Annotated in this window: 23 protein-coding genes; 11 read left to right on the top strand and 12 right to left on the bottom strand. The window is 60.1% G+C overall.

Going from position 1 to position 25776, the window contains the following annotated elements:
• The first annotated feature begins 282 nt into the window (after positions 1 to 282).
• Positions 283 to 1413, top strand: a complete 1131-nt coding sequence (locus KZO83_RS12990) for a DUF5924 family protein (RefSeq protein WP_247621107.1) — start codon at positions 283 to 285, stop codon at positions 1411 to 1413.
• Between the two features lie 79 nt (positions 1414 to 1492).
• A complete protein-coding gene (slyA, locus tag KZO83_RS12985; protein ID WP_247621106.1) occupies positions 1493 to 1939 on the top strand; it encodes a transcriptional regulator SlyA in 447 nt (148 codons plus the stop codon).
• 127 nt (positions 1940 to 2066) lie between these two features.
• Here slyA and KZO83_RS12980 read toward each other — a convergent pair whose 3' ends face one another.
• On the bottom strand, positions 2067 to 2567 hold the full coding sequence (locus KZO83_RS12980) for a preprotein translocase subunit YajC (RefSeq protein WP_247621105.1): 501 nt from the start codon (positions 2565 to 2567) through the stop codon (positions 2067 to 2069).
• 96 nt (positions 2568 to 2663) lie between these two features.
• Here KZO83_RS12980 and KZO83_RS12975 point away from each other — a divergent pair, with 96 nt between their 5' ends.
• Positions 2664 to 3119, top strand: a complete 456-nt coding sequence (locus KZO83_RS12975; protein ID WP_247621104.1) for a universal stress protein — start codon at positions 2664 to 2666, stop codon at positions 3117 to 3119.
• 96 nt (positions 3120 to 3215) lie between these two features.
• Here KZO83_RS12975 and KZO83_RS12970 read toward each other — a convergent pair whose 3' ends face one another.
• Positions 3216 to 5165: an ATP-binding cassette domain-containing protein gene (locus KZO83_RS12970; RefSeq protein ID WP_247621103.1), complete on the bottom strand. Its 1950-nt coding sequence runs from the start codon at positions 5163 to 5165 to the stop codon at positions 3216 to 3218.
• Between the two features lie 162 nt (positions 5166 to 5327).
• On the opposite strand from KZO83_RS12970, the gene KZO83_RS12965 reads away from it, so the two are divergent.
• Positions 5328 to 6134, top strand: coding sequence for a TatD family hydrolase (locus tag KZO83_RS12965; RefSeq protein WP_247621418.1), 807 nt, complete (start codon positions 5328 to 5330; stop codon positions 6132 to 6134).
• 1 nt (position 6135) lies between these two features.
• The gene (locus KZO83_RS12960) at positions 6136 to 6612 is read left to right on the top strand and encodes a hypothetical protein (RefSeq protein WP_247621102.1); all 477 of its coding nucleotides are present in this window, start codon (positions 6136 to 6138) and stop codon (positions 6610 to 6612) included.
• Positions 6613 to 6623: 11 nt separating this feature from the next.
• Here the strand turns inward: KZO83_RS12960 and KZO83_RS12955 are convergent, their stop codons facing one another.
• Together KZO83_RS12955 and KZO83_RS12950 are read right to left on the bottom strand one after the other, a co-directional pair.
• The gene (locus tag KZO83_RS12955; RefSeq protein ID WP_261507621.1) at positions 6624 to 7160 is read right to left on the bottom strand and encodes an HPP family protein; all 537 of its coding nucleotides are present in this window, start codon (positions 7158 to 7160) and stop codon (positions 6624 to 6626) included.
• Positions 7161 to 7250: 90 nt separating this feature from the next.
• Positions 7251 to 7796 (bottom strand): elongation factor P hydroxylase, encoded by a 546-nt coding sequence (locus tag KZO83_RS12950; RefSeq protein WP_246942531.1) that lies wholly within the window; start codon positions 7794 to 7796, stop codon positions 7251 to 7253.
• A gap of 159 nt (positions 7797 to 7955) precedes the next feature.
• Here KZO83_RS12950 and KZO83_RS12945 point away from each other — a divergent pair, with 159 nt between their 5' ends.
• The 6 genes from KZO83_RS12945 (at position 7956) to KZO83_RS12920 (ending at position 17228) form a co-directional block, all read left to right on the top strand.
• Positions 7956 to 9413: an MATE family efflux transporter gene (locus KZO83_RS12945; protein WP_247621101.1), complete on the top strand. Its 1458-nt coding sequence runs from the start codon at positions 7956 to 7958 to the stop codon at positions 9411 to 9413.
• 101 nt (positions 9414 to 9514) lie between these two features.
• Positions 9515 to 11428: a sensor histidine kinase gene (locus KZO83_RS12940; protein WP_097023095.1), complete on the top strand. Its 1914-nt coding sequence runs from the start codon at positions 9515 to 9517 to the stop codon at positions 11426 to 11428.
• Entirely contained in the window at positions 11421 to 12806 is a 1386-nt protein-coding gene (locus tag KZO83_RS12935; protein ID WP_097023096.1) for a sigma-54-dependent transcriptional regulator, read from the top strand. The genes KZO83_RS12940 and KZO83_RS12935 overlap by 8 nt, the downstream gene beginning before the upstream one ends.
• Before the next feature lie 311 nt (positions 12807 to 13117).
• On the top strand, positions 13118 to 14095 hold the full coding sequence (locus tag KZO83_RS12930) for a TAXI family TRAP transporter solute-binding subunit (RefSeq protein ID WP_179000167.1): 978 nt from the start codon (positions 13118 to 13120) through the stop codon (positions 14093 to 14095).
• An 86-nt stretch (positions 14096 to 14181) separates the two neighbouring features.
• Positions 14182 to 16359 (top strand): TRAP transporter permease, encoded by a 2178-nt coding sequence (locus KZO83_RS12925; RefSeq protein ID WP_247621100.1) that lies wholly within the window; start codon positions 14182 to 14184, stop codon positions 16357 to 16359.
• A gap of 167 nt (positions 16360 to 16526) precedes the next feature.
• A complete protein-coding gene (locus KZO83_RS12920; protein ID WP_179000165.1) occupies positions 16527 to 17228 on the top strand; it encodes a hypothetical protein in 702 nt (233 codons plus the stop codon).
• Between the two features lie 12 nt (positions 17229 to 17240).
• Here KZO83_RS12920 and tusA read toward each other — a convergent pair whose 3' ends face one another.
• The 8 genes from tusA to KZO83_RS12880 all read right to left on the bottom strand — a co-directional run bounded on the left by tusA (position 17241) and on the right by KZO83_RS12880 (position 25521).
• The gene (gene tusA, locus KZO83_RS12915) at positions 17241 to 17492 is read right to left on the bottom strand and encodes a sulfurtransferase TusA (RefSeq protein WP_247621099.1); all 252 of its coding nucleotides are present in this window, start codon (positions 17490 to 17492) and stop codon (positions 17241 to 17243) included.
• 57 nt (positions 17493 to 17549) lie between these two features.
• Complete coding sequence (gene rlmM / locus KZO83_RS12910; RefSeq protein WP_247621098.1) at positions 17550 to 18623, bottom strand: 23S rRNA (cytidine(2498)-2'-O)-methyltransferase RlmM; 1074 nt, start codon at positions 18621 to 18623, stop codon at positions 17550 to 17552.
• A gap of 116 nt (positions 18624 to 18739) precedes the next feature.
• Positions 18740 to 19867: an ABC transporter ATP-binding protein gene (locus tag KZO83_RS12905; RefSeq protein WP_247621097.1), complete on the bottom strand. Its 1128-nt coding sequence runs from the start codon at positions 19865 to 19867 to the stop codon at positions 18740 to 18742.
• A 14-nt stretch (positions 19868 to 19881) separates the two neighbouring features.
• Positions 19882 to 20760, bottom strand: a complete 879-nt coding sequence (locus KZO83_RS12900; protein ID WP_179000161.1) for a carbohydrate ABC transporter permease — start codon at positions 20758 to 20760, stop codon at positions 19882 to 19884.
• Positions 20753 to 21682: a carbohydrate ABC transporter permease gene (locus KZO83_RS12895; RefSeq protein ID WP_179000160.1), complete on the bottom strand. Its 930-nt coding sequence runs from the start codon at positions 21680 to 21682 to the stop codon at positions 20753 to 20755. The genes KZO83_RS12900 and KZO83_RS12895 overlap by 8 nt, the downstream gene beginning before the upstream one ends.
• Before the next feature lie 72 nt (positions 21683 to 21754).
• Complete coding sequence (locus KZO83_RS12890; protein WP_179000159.1) at positions 21755 to 23008, bottom strand: ABC transporter substrate-binding protein; 1254 nt, start codon at positions 23006 to 23008, stop codon at positions 21755 to 21757.
• A gap of 360 nt (positions 23009 to 23368) precedes the next feature.
• On the bottom strand, positions 23369 to 24811 hold the full coding sequence (locus KZO83_RS12885) for an ATP-binding protein (protein ID WP_247621096.1): 1443 nt from the start codon (positions 24809 to 24811) through the stop codon (positions 23369 to 23371).
• Entirely contained in the window at positions 24808 to 25521 is a 714-nt protein-coding gene (locus tag KZO83_RS12880; protein ID WP_179000158.1) for a response regulator, read from the bottom strand. The genes KZO83_RS12885 and KZO83_RS12880 overlap by 4 nt, the downstream gene beginning before the upstream one ends.
• Positions 25522 to 25776 lie beyond the last annotated feature (255 nt).

Genomic DNA, 25776 nt, shown 5'->3' with positions numbered 1-25776 from the left:
AGACATGCGCCGAGCTCAGGCGTGGCGCTGCTCCTCGCACACTTTCATACAGTCGTTTGAATGTAGATCAGCTTGCGCCAGCCAAGCGGTGGCGTCAAGTCTTCCGCCATTAGCGAATGGTCGCGTTGAAACACGTCTTATCGAGACACATCCGACGAGACAACTCCCGGTCGCGATGGACTCCTGATAGGATAGGCATCTTTGCGATCCGCCAACCATCGCGTCGCTTTTTTTACGCGCGCCCTTTTTATTAAACGCTGCATCGGAACATACATACGCCTCATGCCCTTACCCGCTAGCGCGACACTGCTCGCTCGCATCACGCCGCTTGTCGAAAAGCTCAAACGCTATGCCTGGTTGTGGCCGCCCACCGCCTTCGTCATCGGCTTGCTGGGGTTTTTCTTGGTCAATCGCCAGCAATGGCTGGGCGCAGTGCTGGCCCTGGGGCTGCTGTTCGCCTGGTGCCTGCTGCTGGCCGAAAGTCTCTTGACCCGGTTGCTCAACTTTCGCGGCCAACCCGGCCTGCCTCGCATGGTGACGACCTTCATCGCGCAGCTCATTCACCAGGAGACGTTGTTCTTCACGCTGCCCTTCTTTCTGGCCACCACGGTATGGGCAAGCGGCCAAGCCATCTTCACGTTGCTGCTGATCGGCTGTGGCCTACTGGCGATTCTCGACCCCTTGTATTTCGGCCTCGCGCAACGCCATCGTTGGCTGTACTTCATGTTCCACGCATTGTGTGTGTTCGTGGTGGTGCTGGTGACATTGCCGATCATGCTGCATCTGACCACCGGGCAGAGCCTGATACTGGCGATCGTCGCCATGGCGATTTTCAGCGTGCCCAGCCTGATCAACCTGATGCAGCCTCAAGGTCTCTGGCGCTGGCTGGCGATGATCGGGCTGATCGTGGTGCTGGCCTCGGCGGCCTGGATAGGACGGTTATGGATTCCGCCGGCTACGCTGTGGCTCTCTGGCAACGCCCTCTCGCCGAGCTTCGATGTCGGGGCCCGCGAGCCGCGCGGCGAAAGCGTGCTGACCCCATCGACACTCTCGGGGCAAGGCTTGTACGCTTACACCGCAATTCGCGCGCCACGTGGCCTACGCGAGAAGATCTATCACGTGTGGCGGCACAATGGCGAAGTGGTCGATCGCATACCGTTGGTCATCCGCGGGGGACGCGAGCAGGGCTACCGCGCCTGGACGCACAAGCAGAACTTCCCCTCGGCATCGCAAGGGAACTGGCAGATCGATGTGATGACGGCCACCGACCAGCGGATCGGCACACTGCGTTTTCGTGTCGACGAAGACGCCTCGAAGGCCACGCATGCCGATGGCGACATCCATTCACCCCCGGGATTGCCTGGCTGGAACATCCGTCACTTGGTCGCCGGTTCGGACCAAGACGATGAATGAAAGGTCGACGATAGTGTGACTTGCAATAGCACGTCGCACTCGGGACAATCCCGTTAGGTTCCTAACCAATACAAGGCCCATGCATCAGGATATCGGACTCAAACTGTCGCGCGTACCACGCCTATGGCGCGCCATCCTCGACGAACGCCTGGCTCCTCTGGAGCTGACGCAGACACGTTGGGTGACGCTCTACCACCTGTCGAAAATGGGTGATGGCCAGCCGCAATGCGACCTGGCTCGCTCCATCGGCGTGGAAGCTCCGTCCTTGGTCAGGACACTCGATCAACTAACCGAGCAGGGGCTCATCGAGCGCCGCCCGAGCGATGAGGACCGCCGCACCAAGCGCGTCTACCTCACCGACAAGGCGACGCCACTGCTCAAGAAAATCGAGACCGTCGTCGAGCAAGCGCGTGTCGAAATGATCGAAGGGTTGAGCGACGACGACGTCGATCAGTTGGACGCGATACTGACGCGCATCGAGCAAAACGGGCAGCGGCTGCTATCACGCTCGTCTTGCGAGGAGTGAGCGCTCGCTTGATGTCGTCATGAGCGCCGCGTGGCTCATCACGCGGCGCTCATGCGAGGTGATACTTATTCTGTGCAGTACTCGTTTGTGCGGCGGTACTCGCTGACCGACCTCCTTGTCGGCAATGCTATTTGCGATGGCGGCCGCTTCCCCCCAATTGGCCGACGAGATCGACCAATGCACGCAGTGCTGGCTCGAATGCCTTAGCCTCGCGAGATTCTTCCCACCACAGCGTCAAGCCTTGCGGCCCCGATTCCACGACTAGCGCGTCTTCGGGCAAAGCAAGCAGTACCTCTTTCAAGCGGCGATCATTATCTTCGCTCAACGGTGGCAACGGTGCCTGACGCCAACGCCATCCCGCCATGGCTTCTTGCAACCGATCACTCGCGTGGTCGTCGCGTACCAGCGTGAAGTCACTCCCCGGCGCGGCTTGCGGATAACGCCAGCGATACCCCACCAAGCCCTCCACCGCTTGCAGCGGCGGCTTGTCGGCGCGGATCGCCGCACCCGATTCGCGCGCCGCCACCCGCAACGCGCTGCGGCGCTTTTCATGAAGCCCAGGCCTGAGCCACAAAGCGGGCGAAAGAATGAGAAATACCGCCAGCCCCAAGAATAGAAAGATCTCCAAGCCTGCCTCCGTAGGCGCTGATTGATCTAAAGCATTGTCTCGTCGATTCGGCACGCCTAAAGTGGACGTGTTCATCGACAAGGTGGGAGATGCCCCATGAGTAACGAGTACACACACGTTTTAGTCGCCGTCGACCTGACCAAGGATTCCCGTAAGGTACTCGAGCGTGCGATTCCCATCGCAGAACGTAACCAAGCCAAGCTGTCGATCATGCATACGCTCGAACCACTGGGGTTCGCCTATGGCGGCGATATCCCCATGGATTTGACCAGCATTCAGGACCAGCTCGACGATCATGCCAAACAGCGGCTCGCGGAAATCGCCGATCCTCACGGGATCTCGGCGGACAACCAGTACGTCGTGGTCGGCATGCCAGACACCGAGATCCATCGTTTCGCCGCCGAGCACGGTGTCGACTTGATCGTCGTGGGTTCACACGGACGCCACGGCTTCGCCTTGCTGCTCGGCTCGACCTCCACCGGCGTGCTACACGGCGCGCAATGCGACGTACTCGCGGTGCGCGTGGGGCAAGACGGGGAAGTCGACGAATGACCGGATGCGCCGGGCACGATCAAGGTGCCCGGCGCGACGCCATCTACTTTTCCTCGGCCACCTACGTTTCCTCGGCCACCGTCTTTCTCTCGGCCCTTACTCGCCCTCGGCCATGGCTTCCAGTTCCATCCAGCGCGACATCGCCTCATCCAGTTCGGCTTGCTTCGCCTCCAGCGCCTCCAGGCGCTGAGTAACTGTCTCGGCGTCTTGCTGGTAGAACTCAGGAGCGCCCACTTCCGCCTCGAAGTCGGCGATGTCGGCTTCCAGCGTCTCGATGGTCGCCGGCAATTGATCCAGCTCACGCTGCAACTTGTAGGAAAGCTTGACCCGCTTGGACGTGGCCGAGGCCGTTGAGGTCTCGCTCTTGCCCGTTTCAGGACCGGTGGGTTCGGGCGTCGAGGGCTCGGCCTCGCGGGCCGGCAGCACGTTCGCCGCATTGCCGAACTCGCCCGGCGCCGGGGGCAACTTGCCGCCCTGCCGCACCCAATCGCTGTACCCGCCGACATACTCTTGAACGCGACCCTCGCCCTCGAAGGCCAGCACGCTGGTCACCACGTTGTCCATGAAGGCGCGGTCGTGCGAGACCAGCAGCAACGTGCCGTCGAAATCCAGCAGCAGTTCCTCGAGCAGTTCGAGCGTCTCGACGTCCAGGTCGTTGGTCGGCTCGTCGAGCACCAAAACGTTGGCCGGCTGGGTGAACAGCTTGGCCAGCAGCAGGCGGTTCGACTCCCCACCCGAGAGCGCCTTGACCGGCTGACGCACGCGGTCCGGCGAGAACAGGAAGTCTTGCAGATAGCTCATGACGTGCCTGTCCTTGCCTCCCACTTCCACGCGATCGCTGCCCTGGGCCACGTTGTCGTAGACCGTCTTCTCGAGTTCGAGCCCGGCGCGCAGTTGATCGAAGTAGGCCACGCTGAGGTTGGTGCCCATCCGCACCTTCCCTTCGCTGGGCTCGAGCTCTCCCAGCAGGATCTTCAGCAACGTGGTCTTGCCGGCACCGTTACGGCCGATGAAGCCGATACGATCGCCACGCTGAATTTCCAGGGACAGATCGCGCACGACCCAATCGTCGCCGAAACGCTGGCTGACATCGGTAAGTTCGACGACGCGCTTGCCGGTACGCTCACCGCTATCGACGCTGAGCTGCGCACGGCCCACGCGCTCGCGGCGCTCGGCACGCTCGCCACGCATCTTCTCGAGCGCCCGCACTCGACCCTCGTTGCGTGTGCGGCGGGCCTTGATGCCCTGACGAATCCAGGCTTCTTCCTTGGCGAGTTTCTTGTCGAACTCGGCGCGCTCGCGCGCTTCGACCTCGAGCTCGTGCTGCTTTTGCTCCTGATACGCCGCGTAGTTACCGGGATAACGCCCCAGCAGGCCCCGGTCGAGCTCGAGGATGTTGGTCGCCAGCCGCGACAGGAAGGCCCTGTCGTGGGTGATGAACAGCACCGAGCCATTGAAGGCAAGCAACTGTTCTTCCAGCCAGCCAATGGTATCCAGGTCGAGATGGTTGGTGGGCTCGTCGAGCAGCAGTACATCCGGGTCGGCCACCAGAGCACGCGCTAGCGCCACACGCCGCCGCCATCCCCCGGAGAGGCTTGCCATTTCGGTATCTTCCGGCAGCCCCAGACGCGAGAGAATGGTGTCGATGCGTTGATGAAACGACCAACCATCTACCGATTCGAGCTGGGTTTGCAGCCGCTCGAGCTCGTCCATGTCGGGCGAATCGCTCATCACCAGGTGGTGATAGGCACTCAGCAAGGCGCCCGCTTCGGGGAGGCCCTGAGCGACGACATCGAAAATGGTGTTACCGCTGGCATCCGGCAGCTCCTGCGCCAGCACGCCCACCTTCAACCCCGGTGCACGCCAGATGTGACCTCCATCGGGCAACGTCTCACCGGAAATCAACTTGAGGAGCGTCGATTTGCCCGTGCCGTTGCGCCCCACCAGCGCCAAGCGTTCCCCTTTTTCCAGCGTCAGCTCGGCGTTATCCAGCAGAACCTGGGTGCCATAAGCCAATTGCAACTGTTCCAGACGTAACAGCGTCACGCGTAACCACCTCGTTGACAGACATTCGGAGTAAAGACGCTAGTGTAACGCATGGTCGCCTCCTAGGTCCGGGGGTAGAATGGTGGGTTTTCGCGACTCATTGGGCTGGAGAGATCTTCCGTGACACACGACGACGCCAATCCGCTACCTGACGCGCTGCGCATGACGTCGCCCGCGCCCCTGGTCGACATCGGCGCGAACCTGACGCACGAAAGCTTCGCCAAGGATCTCGACGCCGTACTCGCGCGCGCCCAGGCGGCCCGAGTAACGACCCTGATCCTGACCGGCACCGACTTGGCGCACAGTGAGCAAGCCACCGCTCTCGCGCATCGCCACGACGGCCTCTACGCCACGGCGGGATTGCACCCGCATATGGCGAGCCACTGGGATGCCACGCTGGAGAGCGCCATGCGTGCGTTGCATACCGATACCAAGGTCGTCGCCGTGGGCGAATGCGGACTGGATTTCAATCGCAACTTTTCCACCCCCGCCGAGCAAGAACACGCCCTCGAAGCCCAGCTCGGCCTAGCAGCCGAAAGCGGCCTGCCGCTGTTTCTGCATGAGCGTGACGCCGGCCCGCGGATGCGCGAGATCCTGCGTCACTGGCGCGACGATATCGGCGATGCCGTGGTGCATTGTTTCACCGCCGATCGCGAGACCCTGCATGGCTACCTGGATCTCGATCTGCATATCGGCCTGACTGGCTGGCTGTGCGATGAGCGTCGCGGCCATCACCTGCGCGAGGTTGTCGGCGACATTCCCGCCGAGCGCTTGATGGTCGAAACCGATTGCCCGTACTTGTTGCCGCGCAACCTGCCGGCCAAGCTCAAGGGACGCCGCCACGAACCGGCGCTGCTGCCCTGGATCGTCCGCGAGATCGCCCATTGGCGCGGTGAAAGCGAGACGACACTGGCCGCCGCGACGACAGCCACGGCGCGCCGATTCTTTCAACTCGACGAGGAGCAATGACATGGACTTTCCCGGTTTCATCACCATCGAAACCGGCGACGAGGACGCGCTTCCCGTCGCCATTTCCTGGGCCCTGCCCGATGGCCAGATCAAGCATGCGCTGATTCAACCCGACGACGACTGGCTCGACGAGGATCTCCTCAAACTCGGCGATTACAGCCTGGACGAGCTGCGCAGCCTGGGCCTCAGCCCCCTGGACGTATTGCGCGAGTTGGAGGCCGATCACTTCAACGTGACGCTCTATACGGCCGGAATCGGCGATGACGAAGCCGCACTGTCACGCCTGTTCGAGGACTTCGCGGTGACGCCTTTCGTCGAGCTGGCGCCGGCGGAAACGCTCTACCCCGACCTCGGCCCCGGGGAGTGGACGCGCGCCCGCGGCGAACTGTTCGGCGATCTCGGGCTCGAGCCCATGCGCGCCGATCACGAAGTGCAGGTCATGTTGTATCTGCACCAGCGCTTGCGCGGCGAAGAATAGCGCCGATGGCGTTATCTCCAATGCAAGGGGTAACGCCGATGGCGCGCCAGGTTATTGATCAGCACGGCCACGCTCAGCATGATCACGCAACCCGCCGCCACGGGAATGAACGCGAAGTGCCACGCTAATCCATGGACGTCGTCACTGCCAATGACGGCGATCAATGCCGTGGCACCCCCTGGCGGATGCAGGGTATGCGTAAGCTGCATTATCAGGATCGCAGTCGAGACCGCCGCCGCCGCTGCGATCCACCCCGCCCCAAGCAACTGAAAGCATGCCACTCCCACCAAGGCTGATAGCACACTTCCGCCAATCACATTGCGCGGCTGCGCGAGCGGGCTCTCGGGCGCAGCGTAAAGCAGCACCGAGGTAGCCCCAAACGAGCCGATCAGCAGCAAGCTATGGGCAGCTATCAATGCCTCACTGAGCAGTCCCACACCTGCCATGCCGAGGAATCCGCCAACCCATGACCACAAGGCGTCACGCACGCAGGGACGGGCTCGCTTGAGTGGCTCGCCACGCATCTTTCCCAGATATGTTTTGACCATAACGTTTGCATGTCTTCCCCAATAGGGAAAAACGCATCTCTTATCACTTAGAAAATAAAGGCGCTGCCGCTCAGGCAAGCGCTGTGTTCATTACGTCGCGAGGCGAGCCTGACCCTCGGCGATCGCTGCCTCGCGCGATAGCCCACGACGGTAGAAGGCATGTAATGCATCGCGAAATGCCGCCGCTCGAAGAGGGAGGCCGGTCTCGCGATAGCGAGCCGCGCGGGCATCGACACGTGCGGCGAAGGCGTGTCGGTCGACCTCGATGCCGTCCAGGTTATCGACACTGACGTTAAAACGCAGATCGCACGCCTCGCTGAACAGCGATTCGAGCGCCTGGGGGGCGATCTCGACGCTTTCGAACTCGCGTTGCCGCGCCTCATCGCGACCGTCCGGCGCGTACCAGTAGCCATAGTCCTCGAGCTGACGGCGACGTTCCCCGGCGATGCACCAATGACTGACTTCATGCAGCGCACTGGCGAAGAAGCCATGCGCAAAGATGATCCGATGCATGGCGTGCTCGCTGTCGGCGGGACAGTACAGGGGCTCATCATCACCGCTAACCAGGCATGTTCGATACGGCACGGCAAAGATGCCGTCGAACACGGCGATGACGTCGTCGATATGATGCTCCACGCGGCCTCCTTCGAAAGCGGAGGCACATTATAGGCACTCTGCCACACGATGAAAGGCATCCTGGGGCCGCTAGAAGAAAGGCATCCTGGCCGCTAGAAAAAAGGCGTCCTCGGCGCACCCTTGCTAGAATGCCGCTTTTGCCTATCCGGGAGGATCGGTTTGATCGCGCCACAAGCCTTGTTCGCCCACAGCCTTCGTGAATCACGCCTCTTGATGCGCCTGACGTTGCCCATCTGCGGTGCGCAATTGGCGCAATCGGGCATGAGCGCGGTCGACATCATCATGGCAGGGCGTGCCAGTGCCACCGATCTGGCTGCCGTCTCGGTCGGTTCAAGCCTGTGGCTACCGCTGATGCTCTTCATGACGGGCGCCCTGATGGGGCTCACGCCCATCGTGGCGCAGTTGCTGGGAGGTCAGCGCCAGACGGCTATTCGCCCTTACGTGCATCAGGCGCTATGGATCGCCCTGCTCTTGGGCACTTTGTCAGCGTTGCTGCTGTGGTTCGGCGTCGGCCCAGTTTTCCGGTTCATGGGGGTTCCTGAGCATGTGGCCGAGCTGTCCGCCGGTTATCTAGCCGCCGTGGCGTTCGGCATGCCAGGGGTCGGCCTCTATCAAGCCTTGCGCGCCTTCTCCGACGGTATGAATCATACCCGCCCCGCCTTGTGGATCAGCCTCTTGGGGCTGGGCATCAACATTCCCTGCAACTACGCGCTGATCTACGGTGGCCCCGGCATCGTCTCGCTGCTGGGCGGCCTCACCCCCGACTGGGTCGCCGCGTTGCCTGCCCTGGGCGCCGTGGGCTGCGGTATCGCCACGGCAATTTCCATGTGGGTGATGTGCCTGGCGATGATGGTTTATACGCATCGCGCCCGAGCCTATGGCAGCGTCACCTTATGGCACTCGCCGGTACCGCCCCGACGTCGCGACATATTCGAGCTGCTGCATGTCGGCGTGCCCATCGGCGTGGCAATCTTCGTCGAGGTCACGTTGTTCACTCTGATCGCGCTTTTCGTCGCGCGCCTGGGGGAAGTCGTCGTCTCCGCCCATCAGATAGCACTCAATTATACGTCGATCCTGTTCATGCTGCCGTTGTCGCTGAGTATGGCACTCACCGTGAGGGTGGGTAACACACTGGGGCGCGGTGATATGCACGAGGCACGCTTCGTGGCCTGGAACGGCATCGTCGTGTGTCTGCTGGTCGCGTTGTTCAATGACGCCATCTTGTGGGCGACGGCCTCGCCCATCCTCGCCCTCTATACGTCGAACGCGGAGGTGCATGCGCTGGCCATGTCGCTGGTCACCCTGGCGATGCTCTATCAGATATCCGACTCACTCCAGGTCAACCTGGCCGGCGCGCTACGCGGCTACAAGGACACCCGCATCATCATGTTGATCACGGTGTTGTCGTATTGGCTGATCGGACTGGCGGGTGGCCATTGGCTGGGGCGCGGCTGGGAAGGGCATTTCGCGCCCTTCGGCATCCACGGCTACTGGCTAGGGCTGTGCGCCGGGCTGACGGTGGCCGCCTTGCTGCTCGGCTGGCGTCTGCATCATCGCGCCCGCCGTAGCCTGGCGGTAAGCGACGACTCCTCGCTCGGGACCACGACTAAAGACTAAGCGCTGGCGCTTAACTTTAGGCAAACCGCCGCTCATCATGTGAACGTGGCCATGTGGCCCCGCGATACGCCACGTCATTTGCCACGAGTCAGCCCTTTTTCATGCCCTTTCAGCGCCGCTTTCCAATCCCGCTACGCCCGCGCACACTCTTGGTGCTGGGCGTCATCGCCGGTTTGATCCTCTGTATGTGGCAAACGTCGCGCCTGGCACGCGAGCAAGCGCTTCAGGCACTACGCCAAGATGCCGAGAACGAATTGCGCCTGTCGGCGGCGAGCCTCGTCGGCCATTTGTCGCGGCACGATTACTTACCGGAACTGCTGGCCTCCCGCGAAATGGTCAAGCGCTTCCTGAGCGATCCCGACGCGCAGGACCCGATGCCGCTGAACCGTATGCTGGATCGTTTTCGGGCCACCGCCAATGTGTCGGATATCTATCTGCTCGACCACACCGGTGAAACCATCGCCGCCAGTAATTGGCATCGGCCCGATACGTTCATCGGCCAGAACTATCGTTTCCGCCCTTATTATCAAGAAGCCATGGCCGGGAAGAATGGCAGCTTCTTTGGTCTGGGTATCCAGTCTCAGGATCGTGGCTACTATTTCTCGGCACCGGTGTGGCTCGACGAGAGCGCCAGCGAAGATCGTCCCGATGGCGTCATGGTGCTCAAGGTCCTGCTCGACACGGTGGAAACGGGGTGGGCCGAGCAGGATGCCGAACTCCTGGTCACCGATCATGATGGAGTCATCTTCATGGCTAGCCATCCCGAGTTGCGTTTGACGACCATGGCGCCGTTGACGACCGCCCAGCGCCAGGCCGTGACCGCTTCCCGACGCTACGGGGACGCAGCGCTACCGCCCTCGGGGCTACGTGAACATCATCGCCGAGATACCCGTACGCGTCTCGTGGGCTTCGACTCGGGCCCGCTCGCCGGGCAACGCTATCTAAGCCTGGCCCGTCCCATGGCCGATTTCGACTGGCATATTCATATCCAAAAGCCGCTGACACCCGTCCATCAGGCCCAGTGGCTAGCGGCCGTGCTGGCCGGTGGGCTCTACGGGCTCATCGCGCTAGGCGTCGGCATCGGTTGGCAGCGCCTACGCTTGCGTCGCGAGCGGGAACGCTTCGCGGAGCGCGAGCGACACACCCTGGCCCAGGCACGGGACGAGCTCGAACGCCACGTAGAAAGCCGAACCCGTGATCTGGTCGCCACCAACCGTCGGCTGTCGGCGGAGATCGAGGAGCGCCAACGTGCCGAAGATAGTCTACGCGCCACACGGGATGAGTTGGTTCAAGCCGCCAAGCTCGCCGTCCTCGGGCAATTGGCCGCCGGCATCAATCATGAGCTCAACCAACCCCTGGCGGCCATTCGCGCCTATACCGAGAACGCGCGCGCCTTCATCGCTCGACAACGAGTCGAGAGCGCCGACGCCAATCTGGCCCAAGTCCTCGAGCTCACCGAGCGTATGGCGGATATCAGTGCCCAACTCCGCCAGTTCTCGCGCAAGAGCGGCGACAACCTCACGGCAGTGGCCGTCACGCCCTGCTTTGCGTACGCGCTGCGCCTGTTTCAATCGCGCATTCAGGAAAGCCAGGTCACCATCGCGCAGCATTGGCCCACGCAGGAGGCATGGGTACGTGCCGACCCGGTACGCCTCGAACAGGTGCTGGTGAATCTCATCGGCAATGCCCTGCAGGCAATGAGCGAGATACCCGAGCCCCGCCTGACACTCGCTATCGTCGCCGAAGCTACATGCGTCCATCTGGATGTCATCGATAATGGTCCAGGCATTCCCGAAGCGCATTTGACACGCATTTTCGAGCCCTTCTATACCACGAAGACCATGGGCAGTGGGCTGGGGCTAGGGCTTTCGATCTCGCGACGCATCATCGAAGATCTCGGTGGCCAGCTCGACGCCAGCGGTCATAATGACGGCGGCGCCCATTTCCGTGTCACACTTCCCCGCATCGCGGATCCCGATGATCCCGCGCGCCCCGAGGAAAGCTCTCATGCATGAAACGTCCGCCATTCCTGTCATGCTCGTCGACGACGAGGCCCATCTGCGTATCACCGCCAGCCAGACATTGGAGTTGGCGGGCTATGCGCCCGATGTGCATGAAAGCGCGGAATCTGCGCTCGCGGCATTGAGTACGGACTTCCCAGGCGTGCTGGTTAGTGACATCCGCATGCCCGGCATGGATGGCATGGCCTTGCTGCGCGAAGTCCGCCATCGCGACCCCGACTTGCCGGTGGTATTGATCACCGGGCACGGCGATATTTCCACCGCCGTGGAAGCCATGCGCGATGGCGCCTGGGACTTTTTGGAGAAGCCTTTCGCGGGAGAACGCCTGGTGGAGGTCGTTCGGCGTGGCATCGAGAAGCGTCGCCTGAGCCTGGAAAATCGTCACCTGAAGGCTGAACTCGAGGCGCAGCAATCGACTCCGGGGCCCCGCCTGGTGGGGCGCGCGCCCGCCATTCAGCAACTCGCCTCGATGGTGCAGCGTATCAGCCAAGTCGAAACCGATGTGTTGCTCTACGGCGAGACGGGCACCGGCAAGGACCTGGTCGCACGCGCCGTTCACGAGCGCAGTTCGCGCGGCGGCAAACCCTTTGTCGCCATCAATTGCGGGGCCGTGCCGGAAAGCACCATCGAATCCGAGTTATTCGGGCATGAAAAAGGCGCCTTTACCGGCGCGGTGGAACGTCGCGTGGGCAAATTCGAACATGCCAACGGCGGCACCGTGTTCCTCGACGAAATCGAGTCGATGCCGCTGTCGCTGCAGGTCAAGCTGCTACGTGTGCTTCAGGAACGTGCCGTGGAGCGTCTCGGGTCGAATGACTTGGTGACACTCGATATACGCGTGATCGCTGCCACCAAGACGGACCTCAAGCTCGCCGCCGAGGCGGGACAATTTCGCGAGGATCTCTATTACCGACTCAATGTGGTGACTTTGCCGATTCCCTCGCTACGCGAGCGCCGCGAGGATATTCCCTTGCTCTTTCAGCACTTCGTTGCCGTCTCCGCCAGCCGCAGCGGGCTGGAAGCGCCGCCGCTCGACAGTCAGGGGGTTTCTGCCTTGCTGGCCCACGATTGGCCGGGCAATGTCCGCGAGCTACGCAATGTCGCCGAGCGCTACGTGTTGCTGGGGGCGACCTGTGACTATAGCCTTGAGACGCTACTTCAAGGCGCACATAAAGATAATGGCGATTTACCGCTTGCCCAACAGGTCGAAGTGTTCGAAAAGAGCGTGATCAATCAAGCACTGGTTCGCTACCAGGGATGCGTCACCGATATATGCGATCGACTGGGCGTGCCTCGCAAGACACTTTACGACAAACTGAAAAAACACGGCTTGAAGGCTGAGGATTACCGCCACATCGTCGAGACGGAGTAACCTCGCTTACTTGAGGCGGCACTATTCTCGGCGCTTGAATAAGCCCCATCGCCCTCCTTCCCTCTATGCATCAATCTCTCTGTGCGGAAATCCGCACAAGGTGTAGGCCACTTTGTGCGGACTTCCAGCCATGAAAGGTCGACACCTCTTCCACCTTCGTCGAATAGATGTGGCGTAACTTAATGAAAAATAAAGATTAATCAAAACATGGAATGGCGGTTGCCCTGATAGTACGTATTTAACGAGTTTGATGCCCAGCATCGCTCGGCAATGGATACGCATAACCACAATCGATATCGGGAGAATTCGCCATGTCTATCAAGACACACGCCTTGACCGCCACTATCGCGGGGGCCATGTGCCTCGCCACCGTGGCACAAGCCGACCGTGAGGATTGGCCGGAAAACTTTACCGTGGGCACCGCCAGCCAGGGTGGCACTTACTTCGTGTATGGCTCCGGCTGGGCCAACATGATCGCCGATGAACTAGGGCTCTCGGGGGGCGGCGAAGTCACCGGTGGCCCCAACCAGAACCTGGCCTTGGTACACACGGGTGAGGTGGCTCTTGGCCTGACCACCATGGGCCCAGCGGCCGATGCCGTGGCCGGCAAGAGCTCACTGGCGCCGGGCGTGAAAATGGACAATGTCTGTGCGCTGTTCCCGATGTACGAGACGCCGTTTTCCATCACCACGCTCGCCGACAGCGGGATCGAGTCGATCTCCGATATTCCCGACGGGGCCAGCATCGGTTTCGGCCCAGCGGCTTCCACCTCGGATACCTACTTTCCGGCCATGCTCGAAACGCTGGGGGTCGAGTTCGATCGTCGTAACGGCGGCTGGAATGACCTCGGCGGACAATTGCAGGACGGCCTGATCGACGTCATCGCCTTCGCCGCCGGTATTCCGATTCCCGCCGTCAGCCAACTCGAGGTGCAAACCGACGTCAATATCGTCGAGTTCACCGAAGAGGAACAGGCCAAGGTGATGGAAGAATTCCCGGTCTCGGCATTCTCGATTCCCGCCGATACCTACCAGACCCTCGAAGACGATGCGCGCGCGGTCTCCATGTGGAACTTCACCATCGCCGGCTGCGACCTCCCCGAGGACTTCGTCTATGAGATCACCAAGCTGAGCATGGAAAACAACGACAAGATGCGCGATATCCACCGCAGCGCCGAGTTCAGCGTTCCGGAGAACCTCAAGTACAACACCGTACTGCCCTTCCATCCGGGTGCAGTGCGCTGGTACGAGGAAAATGGCTACGACATCCCCGAAAAACTGAAGCGCTAAGTCGGTCGTTTAGCTAAACGCCACCCCGCGTCGCCACGATGCGGGGTGGCATGCATGCCATCCTATTCACACCCAAGGGTGTTTTCATGTCTCAACATTCTCAATCCCGTGACGAGGGAGCCGACGACGTCGTCCAGTCCGTCAATGCCGACGGTGTCGACGAGGTCGCCGTCGAATCCAACCGACGTCTCTACGGCGGATGGCAATGGTGGCTGTTCGGCACCCTGGCCATCGTCTATTCACTGTTTCATCTGGTCTCGCTCAACCTCTACCCTCTCGAGACTTGGTCGTTTCGTATTTTGCACATCGCTGGTGCCCTGATATTGGGCTATGGCTTCTACGCTGGTACCCAATTCGCCGAGACTCCACAGGCGCGCTCGAGTGCTTGGCTGCGTTGGTTGAGCTATGCCATGTTGATCCCTGCGCTCTATGCCTTGGTCCGGGTGGCGATGATGTACCAAACGATGAACGACGGCGCCATGCGCATCGCCCCCGAGATTGAAGCCTGGCACTTCGGCTATCCGTTGCTGCTGGCCACCGTGGCAGGCATCGTGCTGTCGTGGAGCTATCGCCAAGTACGTGACGGGCTATCGCCGGCGGATGCAGTGTTGATGGTCTGCTCGATGGCCGTGGCCGGCTACCTGCTGGTGATGTTCAACAGTCAGCTACGCGCCTCCACCGGCACGCCATTCGCTCCCATGGGGATTTCCTACGCGGCCATTGCCGGTTCGCTGCTGATTCTCGAATTGACGCGCCGCGTCGCCGGTCTCGCACTGGTGATCATTTCTTCGATCTTTCTGGTCTATGTCTTTGTCGGGCCTCATTTACCGGGCTTCCTCGGCTACCCGGGCCTCTCGGTGGGCCGCTTCTTCAGTCAGGTCTACACCGATGCCGGTATTCTCGGACCGACCACCGCCGTTTCCTCGACCTATATCATATTGTTCATCATCTTCGCGGCGTTTCTGCAGGCTTCCAAGGTCGGTGACTATTTCGTCAACTTCGCCTTCGCCGCCGCCGGACGTGCGCGTGGTGGCCCCGCCAAGGTCTCCATTTTCGCTTCTGGCTTGATGGGCATGATCAATGGCACCTCCGCCGGCAACGTGGTGTCCACCGGTTCGCTGACCATCCCATTGATGAAGAAGGTCGGCTATCCGCCACGCAGCGCCGGCGCCATCGAGGCGGCCGCTTCCACCGGCGGACAGATCATGCCCCCGATCATGGGTGCTGGGGCCTTCATCATGGCCGAGATCACCGGCATTCCTTACACCGAGATCGCTATCGCGGCGCTGATTCCGGCTATCCTGTACTTTGCCTCGGTCTATTTCATGGTTGATTTCGAGGCCGCTCGCAAAGGCATGCGCGGCATGCGCAAGGACGAGATCCCACGGTTCTCGAAACTCATCAAGCACGTCTACCTGTTCGCGCCGATCGTGATCTTGATCGTCGCGCTATTCATGGGCTACTCGGTGATTCGCGCGGGTACGCTGGCGACGGCATCCGCCGCCGTGGTGAGCTGGCTATCACCCCACAAGATGGGCATTCGCGCCATTCTCAAGGCGCTGCAACTGGCCGGCACCATGTCGATTCAAATCATCGCCGTGTGCGCCTGTGCCGGGTTGATCGTCGGCGTGATCGCGCTCACGGGGGTCGGGGCACGCTTCTCATCGTTGCTGCTAGGCCTGGCCGGAGTCAGCCAATTGCTGGCGCTGGTCTTCGCCATGTGCATCAGCATTCTGCTGGGGATGGGTATGCCGACCACCGCCGCCTACGCCGTCGCGGCCTCCGTGGTGGCGCCCGGCTTGATCGACATCGGTATTCAGCCGCTGGTGGCACACTTCTTCGTCTTCTATTTCGCGGTCGTTTCGGCCATCACGCCACCAGTGGCGTTGGCATCCTACGCGGCAGCGGGGATATCGGGCGACAATGCCATGGGTACCTCCATGGCCTCGTTCAAGATCGGCCTGGCAGCCTTCATCGTGCCGTTCATGTTCTTCTACAGCCCGGCCATGCTGATGGAGGGCTCGTGGCTGCAGATCCTACGTGTCGGCGTCACCGCCACGCTCGGGATCGTGCTGCTGTCGGCCACCGTGCAGGCGTGGTTCTTCGGGCCGGTCAAGGCCTGGCAGCGCCTGGTGATGCTGATAGGCGCGCTGTGCATGATTTATGGCGGTATCTACACCGATATCATCGGCCTGATGATCGGCGTGGGGCTTTATGCCATGCAACGCACTCGTAATGGCACGTCTACCGCCACACCGAGCTGACCGCCTGGAAACGCCTCACCTCAAAACGCCCTCGTTCGGCCTGACCGTTCGGGGGCGTAACGCGTGGTACTCAAAAAAACACTGCATCAACGCTTAACTTTCCATGTTGGCCTGTGCTAATAGTGAAACTAGGTCTTGGCCTATTAATGCTGCGCAAGGAGGTTGCCATGGGTATCGTTTCGTCCCCACGCACCGCCCGGGTCATTGACCTGGACACCATGAGGCAGCGACGTCAGGCGCAGCGCCGCATTCTACGCTTAGCGCCTGAACTGGATGGCCTTGAAATGCTGTATCACCTGGCCTCGGACCCTGACACGCTGTATGGCATGCCGCTGTTGGCCTGGGGGCTCCGCGAAAGCGGCGAGGTGGTTGGCCTGGTACCTTGGATGGAAGCCCTGATCGCCTGTCATGAAATGGACAGTCCCGATCATGGGCGCTTTTTTGGCTATCGCGATCCCGAGACGGAAGAGATCTTCCACGCACCGCCCGAGCATAAAGTCTATGAGTTGGAACATGCCGCCGCGTATTTCGAGTATGAAGAAACGTCGGCCCCGACCTTGATACAGCAGTTGCCCGATACGCAGGGTACGCATGCGCTGTGCCTCGCCAGCGACGGGGAAAGCTGGCAACTCAAGCAGGTATTTGGCTGGCGCTTGTACAACGACGGCAGCGTGGAATCGCTACTCGTCGACGAGAAACGTGTCGAGCAGACGCCGATCGTGGCGGGTGATGCCTGCCTCTATGCCGGCCATAGCCGCCATGCGACGGTGTATTACTTCCAGCGTCATATCGCCAACCAGATCAAGCAGCAAGACCCCACCACAATGGAGGCCCTCGCCGTGATGACGACACCTTCATCATCGCCTTGACGGAGAGCGGCGTCAGGCTAGACGAATGACATAGTGGTAGCGTTCATCTTCCTGCGACTGCGCGACGAGTTCATGGCCCAGGAAGGTGCAAAACTTGGGGACGTCGCGTGTCGTGGCGGGGTCCGTGGCGATGACCTCTAGAAGTTGGCCAACGTCCATATCCCGCACCTGATTGTGCATCATCATGATCGGTTCAGGACAATACAAGCCAGTGGTATCCAGCACGGCATCCGGTGGGGGCAGGGACGTATCGGGATCGGACATAAATGACGTAACCTCGTGTTCGCTCAAACTCGATGATGCGCTATCGCCGTGGCGACCTCAATCCTGCAGGTACACATGCACGGTCACTTCCTCGCGATCGTGGTAAAGGTGTCGAGCGCGTATCCGAGCCCGCACGCCGGCTCGCTGCAGGCTATCATCGAGACGTGTCAGGCAACGCGTCACTTCTTCCCAGCGCTTCTTCATGGGCAGTTTCAGGTTGAAGATCGCTTCACGACACCACTTCTGGATCAACCAGCGCTCCACCATGTCGATGACGCGCATGGGTTTGTCGACGATGTCGCACACTAACCAGTCGAGACGCATCGGCGGCTCCCAGACAAAAGCATCTTCGCGTAAGTGCTCGACTTGCCCTGTGGCCATCAGCGTAGCGTCCATGGGGCCGTTGTCGATGGCGTAGACATACATGCCTTGGCGCACGAGCTGATAGGTCCAGCCCCCAGGAGCGGCGCCGAGATCGGCCGCCTGCATGGCATCGTTGAGGCGCGCCGGCCAAGCGTCACGTGGCACGAAGACATGCCAAGCTTCTTCGAGCTTGAGGGTCGAGCGACTCGGCGCTTCACGTGGGAACTTCAGGCGCCATATGCCGCCGAGATGTTCAGCGCGGTTACCGGGGAAACTCATCGCCAGTTGGACACGATCCCCCGCCGTCCAGAATAGATGCAAGCGCCGACCACCAGCCTTGCGACGCAGCGCACCACGCTTTTTGAGCGTGCTTTCCAACGGCTTGCGCAAGGCTTTCATCAAACCGGCCAACGCCTTCTCTTCGTTGGTATCCGGCGTTTCCTGCCAGACCGATTCGAACGACCAGCCGCTGGCGACGACGAGATCGACGATCGCCGTCAGCCGATCGTCACGCGGCAAGTCTTCCAGGGGCGGGAACGCCACCAGCGATTGCCGCGCGAACACTAGCGTCTCGAGCGGTAGGCCACGATGCACGTCATTGGCAGGCGTGGCGGGGTCGAGCACGAAACGCACATGGCCGCTGCCCGGCGACGCGACGGGGTATCCCGCCTGCCCCACGTGGGCAACCTTGTCCGAGAGTTCGGCGCTCAGGTCCTTCTCGAAACCGGGACGGCAATAGAGTAGCCACTCGTGCGGACAGACGGCCATGTTGGACTCCAGAATCGGCGGGCCGGCAGTCTAACGAGCGGAGAGTACGCGAGGCAAGGACTCATGCCCCGCGCCCTATTCCAATACCGGCCGTGCCACGCGCGTCTGGTACCCTGCTATGCTAGGCGCCGCTGGGTCTTTTCATCGAACAAGACAGCGCGACTCAAGTCGGCGCGCAATGCCACTCGGTCTCCCGCCACTACGCGACTCTTCGGACCAAGGCGAGCCGTTATCTCGTTGCCACCTAGCCACGCTTGCAGCAGGGTATCCGCACCGGTCGGCTCGACCACCGTCGCCGTTACCTCGAGCCGCGTCCCCTCCCCTGACGTTTCTTGTATGGCGTCGTCTTCGAGAAAATGCTCGGGCCGCAATCCCAGGATCAGACGATCGCCGACACGGGACGAGAGTTCCTGAGTGTCACGCTCCACCGGCCATGGCAACGTCAACGCCGTCCCGCCTTGTTTCTCGTCGTGGACTTGCAAGGCATAACCGCTTGCCTGACTCACGAGCGTGACGGGCAGGAAGTTCATCGATGGCGAGCCCATGAAGCCTGCCACGAACATGTCCACGGGGTCGTTATATACTTCGTGGGGCGTCCCTAACTGCAGAATTTCTCCGTCGCGCATCACCGCGATTCGATCGGCCAGCGTCATGGCTTCGATCTGGTCGTGTGTGACATAGACGATGGTGGTCCCGAGACGCTGATGCAATTTCTTGATCTCGGTACGCATTTCCACGCGCAGCTTGGCATCCAGGTTCGAGAGCGGTTCGTCGAACAGATAGATCTGCGGCTCACGCGCCAAGGCGCGGCCCATGGCCACGCGCTGGCGCTGCCCACCCGATAGTTGTGAAGGCTTGCGATCAAGCAGCGGCGTGATTTGCAAAAGCTCAGCCACGCGCGAGACCGCCTCTTCGCGCTGGGCCTTGGGCATCTTGCGCATCTCCAACCCAAAGGAAATGTTCTGCCGCACGTTCATGCTCGGATAAAGCGCATAGGACTGAAACACCATGGCGATATCGCGCTCGGATGGGGTATGCCAGGTCACATCTTCATCACCGATGCGTATTTCACCGCTAGTGACGGGCTCGAGCCCTGCGATGGTATTCATCAAAGTCGACTTCCCGCAGCCCGAGGGGCCGACCAGGATCAGGAACTCCCCGGAATCGATCGCCAGTGAGATATCCTTGAGTACCTGCGTGCTACCGAATGTCTTGTTGACGTGACGGACGTTCAAAGCGGACATAATGACCTCTGTAATCAACCCTTGACGGATCCCGCGGTCAACCCGCGCACGAAATATTTTCCGGCCAACACATACACCACCAGGGTCGGTAAGGCGGCGATCATGGCCGCTGCCATGTCGACGTTGTACTCCTTAACGCCGGTGGAGGTATTGACCATATTGTTGAGTGCCACCGTCACCGGCTGCGAGTCGAAGCCCGCGAACGACACTCCAAACAAGAAATCATTCCAGATCTGAGTGAATTGCCAGATGACCGTCACGGTGATGATGGGACCCGATACCGGCAGCAGGATGCGCCAGAAAATACGCCAGAAACCCGCGCCGTCTAGCTTGGCGGCAGCGATCATTTCATCGGGTATCGACACGTAATAGTTACGGAAAAAAAGCGTGGTGAACGCGATGCCATACACCACATGCACAAGCACCAAGCCACTGGTGGAACTCGCTAGCCCCAGCCAGCCCAACGTCCTCGCCATGGGCATGAGCACCACTTGGAACGGCACGAAGCAGCCGAAGAGCAGTAGTGCAAAACATAGGTTCGCGCCCCGAAAACGCCACTTGGTCAACACGTAACCATTAAGCGCGCCTACAAAAGAAGAAATCGCCACAGCGGGGACGACGATGGCTATCGAGTTGAGGAAGTAGCCCGACATGCCGTTGCAACGCATACCCGTGCAGGCCGCCCCCCATGCCTTGCTCCAGGCCTCGAAGGAAATCGTGCTGGGCAGTGACAAGAGGCCACCGGCGCGAATGTCATCCAAGGGCTTCAGCGATGTCAGCAGCATTACCACGAGCGGCAACAAATACACCAGCGCCGCCACGATCAGCAGCGTATATAGTCCGGCGCGCCATAGCCGTGCCGAGGTTGTATGTCGACGTACCATGTTAGCCATGTCGCTGCCCTCGCAATTCGGAATACAGATACGGCACCAAGATCGCCAACACGCCGCATAGCATCATGATCGCGCTCGCCGACCCCAGACCGATCTGCCCTCGTGTAAAGGTGTGTGCGTACATGAAAGTAGCGGGCAGGTCGGTCGCGTAGCCGGGACCGCCTCCTGTCAGCGCCATGACCAGATCGAAACTCTTGATGGCGATATGGGCGAGAATCATCACGGAGCTGAACACTACGGGGCGCAGGCTCGGCAAGACGATGCGTGTGTAGATACGCGGTAAACTGGCACCATCCAGCGCCGCCGCCTGAAAGAGGCTGTCGTCGATACTCCTGAGACCGGCCAGGAACAAGGCCATCACGAACCCGGACGCTTGCCATACGGCAGCGATCACCAGGGTGTAAATCGCCATGTCACTATCGACGAGCCAGTTGAAGGTAAAGTCTTCGAATCCCCAGCCACGCACCATCGCCTGGATACCCAGCCCTGGGTTGAGCAACCAGCGCCAGACGACACCGGTCACGATCAAGGAAAGCGCCATCGGGTACAGATAAACCGTACGCAACGCGCCTTCTTGTCGGATACGCTGATCGAGCAAAATCGCTAGCAGTAACCCTATCACCAGACAGCTCACGATGAATAAGCCACCGAACACCACCAGGTTCGTAGCCGCTACGTGCCAGCGTTCATTGGCAAAAAGTCGCGCGTACTGCTCGAATCCTACGAAATCGTATTGCGGCAACATCCGCGAGTTGGTCATTGACAGCAGAAACGTCCAGAGCATGTAGCCATAGACGAAAAACAACGCTACTGCGAGCGAGGGCGCGACGACCAGACGGGGCAATACACGTTCAATATGGCCCGCCAGAGAGCGACGGTGTCGTCGCTCTCTGGAAGCAGGCGCAGATACATTTGATGGCATCGACGATATCCTTTTGACAAGACACGGTTGCTCGCTACCGACTCAAGCCTCGGCAGCGAGCAACGACTCACCTCACTCGGCTGCGCGCACGGCGCTGACCAGTCGCTCTGAGGCGGTTTCGGCCTTCATGTCAGGATCATTGAAGAAGTTGGTGATGACATCGAACACCGCACCTTGCTGGCTATCCGACACCGCCATGCCATGTGCCAGACTAGGCACCAGCCCACCTTCATCCATGGCGACATCGAAGGCTTCACGCGAAGCCTTCGCGCAGGCATCGAAATCGTCGAGGGAGACATCCAGGCGCACTGGAATCGACCCTTTGGCCTGGTTGAACTGGACTTGGAAATCCTTCGACAGAACGATACTCGCCAGGTCCAGTTGGGCCTGTTGCTTACCTTCGTCGTCGACATCGAACATGGCCAGGCTATCGGTGTTGTAGGAGAACATGCTTTCGGTCATCGGCGGCGCAACGCATTCATAGTCTTCGCCAGGTGTCATGCCCGCAGCGGTGAACTCGCCCTTGGCCCAGTCGCCCATGATCTGCATGGCCGCCTTGCCATTGATGACCATCGATGTAGCGATGTTCCAGTCACGGCCGGCGATGTTTTCGTCCATGGTGCCGCGTAGCTTCTTGAAGGTCTTGAGCGACTTGATCATGGTGTCGCTGGTCAACGCCTCAGGGTCCAGGTCGACGAACGCCTTGCGATAGAAATCGCCACCCCCGATCCCCATCATGACCACTTCGAAAACGGTCGCATCCTGCCAAGGTTGACCACCGTGAGCGAGCGGAATGTAACCCGCTTCGCGAATCTTGTCGGCAGCGTCAAAGAACTCATCCCAAGTCTGCGGCACGTGATCGACGCCCGAATCTTCTAGAACCTCGGGGTTGGCCCAAATCCAGTTGATACGATGAATATTGACGGGGACTGCGGCGTAGTGGCCGTCGACTTTATCGGCATCGACGATTTCCGCAGGAAGGAAGTCGTCCCATCCATCGGCTTCGGCGGCTTTATCGATGTTACCGAGGAACCCCATGTCGCCCCATTCTTTAATCAAGGGCCCTTTGATTTGCGCCACCGCCGGTGGATTTCCCGAGATCGCACGCGATTTGAGTACCGTCATGGCACTATCGCCCGCACCACCGGCAACCGCGAAATCTTTCCAGGTGTGACCTTTGGCTTCGAGTTTTTCCTTGAGCAGATTGGCGGCCTTGGCTTCACCACCCGAGGTCCACCAATGCAGGACCTCAATTTCAGCGGCATTGGCCTGTCCCACGGCAGCAGCCAGCAGAGCACCTGCGGCGAGCGCATGGATCGTTTTCATGGCGTAACTCCTTATGGTTGTTATAGCGACATGGGTCGCTCAATCACGAGGGAGTGCCTCGTGTCTTACCAGTCTCGGGAGCGGGCGGCGAAGCGTCGACGGGGCGAGGAAAGGCCAAAGCATGCCCGAAGGGCGGTCGCCCAGTACTGTTCACACTCGAATGAATGGCGCCATCCGCGGCCGTTATCGTTATGACGTCAGTCCCTTAGTGGCGACCATGAGCCGGCGGATCGAACGCCCCCGATCCCTGGCTTCGAGCGTAGCGTATGCCAACATGCGTTTGGGTTACCGAGTCTTACAAAGTCTTGGCGACATATTGCAGTTCTGTAATATCCAACCCCAGCTACAATCGCAGGCAATTCAATGTGCCAAGGGTAAGCTTATCCGGATGCTCAATCCCCCTTCGGTGGACTCATTCAAGGAGATTTCCCCACCGTGGGCTCTCACGATATGCCGAGCAATGGAAAGCCCCAGACCACTTCCCCCCGTGTGACGACTCCGAGAGGTCTCAAGCCGCACGAAAGGCTCGAAGACACGCTCCCGCTGTGTCTGAGGAATGCCCGGTCCATCGTCACTGATCCCGATGACAATATGCTCGTAATTCCGGTGAAGCGCGATATTCACATGCTGCGCATAAAAAATGGCGTTCTCGATGAGGTTGGCCAGGCAACGCTTGAGTGCCAAAGGTTTCGCAGACAACCACCCCGCGTGCCCTTCAAGATGGACCGAAGCCCCTTCATGTACGGCGAGCTCTTCCATGATGTCTTTCACCAGCACGTCTACGTCGAGCGCTGAAGTCGTCTCATGAAGGTCCAACCCTTTCACAGAAGCCAAGGCGCCCTTCACCAACTGATCCATTTCATCCAGAGAGCGTATGAAAGCCTCGCGCTGAGCGGATGAGTCGAGCATCTCGGCACGTAGGCGCAAGCGTGTGATGGGAGTTTTGAGATCATGCGAAATGGCGGAAAACAAACGTTCACGTTCCTCGACCTGATGGCGAATCCGTTCACTCATGCGGTTGAACGCCATGGCAGTATCGCGCAATTCACGGGGCCCGCGTTCGGCAAGCGGCGGCGATTCTAGATCGTCCCCTAGACGTCGTGCCGCCTTGGCCAGGATCGAGAGCGGTCGCGTCGACCAGCGTATTCCGCATAACGACAATGCGATGACCGTCAGCAATACAGCTATGGAAACGAAGAGCCGATCACCGGATAGCCATGTAGCGTCTTCCAAGGACTCCGCCATGGGAAGGGAGGTCGCGACGAACAACCAATTGCCCCCTTCGAGAGGCATTTGCACGACGAGAATGGGCGTCGACAACGGTGTGATAGCCAAGCTGCGGTGCGCCCAATGGGCGGGGAGTTCCGCGAGGGGAACCTCATTATTAAACACACGCAGGTCGCTGGGCCGTGAAAACCCGATGTACATCTCTCGCTGCCCAAGCTCTTGCACGAGTCCATCTTGCAAATTAGCGGCCACCATCTCGCGCGCGTTACCTCCACTGGTGCTCGGCAAGGCAATGCGATGATCGTTGACGCTCACGAAGAAGCGGGTGCCCCCCATATCACGTAATTGATCGAGCACGATATGCCGATACTCATACGGCAAGGAACTGAAGTACCGTACGGTGGCCGCCAAGCTTTCGGCGAGATGACGCGATAGGCTATCGAGCCTCACCATGCGCTCGCGATTTTCCTGCCAGCTCCAGATCCCGTAGCTGGCAATCTGTGCGCCTAACACGCCCAGCAACATGATCAATACGAAACGTCCCCTAAGGGTACGCGGACGCCACCATCGCTTCACATCACCGATTCCACGGGGGTGGCCAGGACATAACCTGCCCCACGCACGGTACGGATCAATTGCGAATGCTGGGCATCTTCTCCCAGACGCTGACGCAAGCGGCAGACGTGTACATCGATGGAACGATCCAAGGGGGGAGCTCGGCGTCCCCGACTAAGATCGAACAAGCGCTCGCGGGACAACACCTGTTCGGGATGATCAAGAAACACGCCGAGTAGCTGATAATCCGCGCCCGATAGATGGCTTCGATTACCCGCATCGTCGATCAACTCGCGCGTAATCCTATCTAGTGACCAGGGCCCGAACCGGATGATACGTGTGGCCGCAGCCGGTAATGGCTTGACGCGGCGCAATATCGCTTTGACGCGCGCCAGTAGTTCACGTGGGTTGAACGGCTTGGCCAAATAGTCGTCGGCGCCTAGTTCGAGTCCGAGAATACGGTCAGTCTCATCCACACTGGCGGTCAGCATGATGATAGGTAAGTTGCTGTGGCGGCGAAGATCGCGACAAAGCGATAATCCATCTTCCCCCGGCATCATGATGTCGAGTATCAGCAAATCGGGGTCTTCATTACGTATCAAGGTAGGTAAGGCATCGCCGTCGCCCCCCAACACGACCTTGAAACCGTGCTGCTCAAGGTAAGTTTGCAACAATTCACGAATTTCGACGTCGTCATCGATGACAGCTAGTGTCGTATGATTCATCGTCATAGTGGGAGACGCTCCCTGCCGCTGCTTCTCAATTCGACAGAAGGCACTGCGGATATTTGTTGGTTATCGTCACGATTCTTTATCGATGATGCGATGGCCTCTTCTGAGCATCAAGCGAATCATGGAGCGACAAGACCAAAGGGGGAGGAATATAACGCACATAGCGCAATATGGATGGGTTTTATGGGCACCTGAACGCTTATCAACGTAGTAGCTTTTCATCTACCAGGGTCAAACCCATCGTGTTTTCATCCA

The sequence above is a fragment of the Chromohalobacter moromii genome (genome assembly GCF_023091865.1).
GTDB lineage: Bacteria > Pseudomonadota > Gammaproteobacteria > Pseudomonadales > Halomonadaceae > Chromohalobacter > Chromohalobacter moromii.
Note: the sequence above shows the minus strand (reverse complement) of the source record. Positions and strands in the feature narration are given on the sequence as shown.

Excerpts from the sequence above, each read along its gene's own strand:
- KZO83_RS12990 (WP_247621107.1), top strand. The coding sequence starts at position 283 with ATGCCCTTACCCGCTAGCGCGACACTGCTCGCTCGCATCACGCCGCTT.
- slyA (WP_247621106.1), top strand. The coding sequence starts at position 1,493 with ATGCATCAGGATATCGGACTCAAACTGTCGCGCGTACCACGCCTATGG.
- KZO83_RS12975 (WP_247621104.1), top strand. The coding sequence starts at position 2,664 with ATGAGTAACGAGTACACACACGTTTTAGTCGCCGTCGACCTGACCAAG.
- KZO83_RS12965 (WP_247621418.1), top strand. The coding sequence starts at position 5,328 with ATGACGTCGCCCGCGCCCCTGGTCGACATCGGCGCGAACCTGACGCAC.
- KZO83_RS12960 (WP_247621102.1), top strand. The coding sequence starts at position 6,136 with ATGGACTTTCCCGGTTTCATCACCATCGAAACCGGCGACGAGGACGCG.
- KZO83_RS12955 (WP_261507621.1), bottom strand. The coding sequence starts at position 7,160 with ATGGTCAAAACATATCTGGGAAAGATGCGTGGCGAGCCACTCAAGCGA.
- KZO83_RS12940 (WP_097023095.1), top strand. The coding sequence starts at position 9,515 with ATGCCCTTTCAGCGCCGCTTTCCAATCCCGCTACGCCCGCGCACACTC.
- KZO83_RS12935 (WP_097023096.1), top strand. The coding sequence starts at position 11,421 with ATGCATGAAACGTCCGCCATTCCTGTCATGCTCGTCGACGACGAGGCC.
- KZO83_RS12930 (WP_179000167.1), top strand. The coding sequence starts at position 13,118 with ATGTCTATCAAGACACACGCCTTGACCGCCACTATCGCGGGGGCCATG.
- KZO83_RS12925 (WP_247621100.1), top strand. The coding sequence starts at position 14,182 with ATGTCTCAACATTCTCAATCCCGTGACGAGGGAGCCGACGACGTCGTC.
- KZO83_RS12920 (WP_179000165.1), top strand. The coding sequence starts at position 16,527 with ATGGGTATCGTTTCGTCCCCACGCACCGCCCGGGTCATTGACCTGGAC.
- tusA (WP_247621099.1), bottom strand. The coding sequence starts at position 17,492 with ATGTCCGATCCCGATACGTCCCTGCCCCCACCGGATGCCGTGCTGGAT.
- rlmM (WP_247621098.1), bottom strand. The coding sequence starts at position 18,623 with ATGGCCGTCTGTCCGCACGAGTGGCTACTCTATTGCCGTCCCGGTTTC.
- KZO83_RS12905 (WP_247621097.1), bottom strand. The coding sequence starts at position 19,867 with ATGTCCGCTTTGAACGTCCGTCACGTCAACAAGACATTCGGTAGCACG.
- KZO83_RS12900 (WP_179000161.1), bottom strand. The coding sequence starts at position 20,760 with ATGGCTAACATGGTACGTCGACATACAACCTCGGCACGGCTATGGCGC.
- KZO83_RS12895 (WP_179000160.1), bottom strand. The coding sequence starts at position 21,682 with ATGCCATCAAATGTATCTGCGCCTGCTTCCAGAGAGCGACGACACCGT.
- KZO83_RS12890 (WP_179000159.1), bottom strand. The coding sequence starts at position 23,008 with ATGAAAACGATCCATGCGCTCGCCGCAGGTGCTCTGCTGGCTGCTGCC.
- KZO83_RS12880 (WP_179000158.1), bottom strand. The coding sequence starts at position 25,521 with ATGACGATGAATCATACGACACTAGCTGTCATCGATGACGACGTCGAA.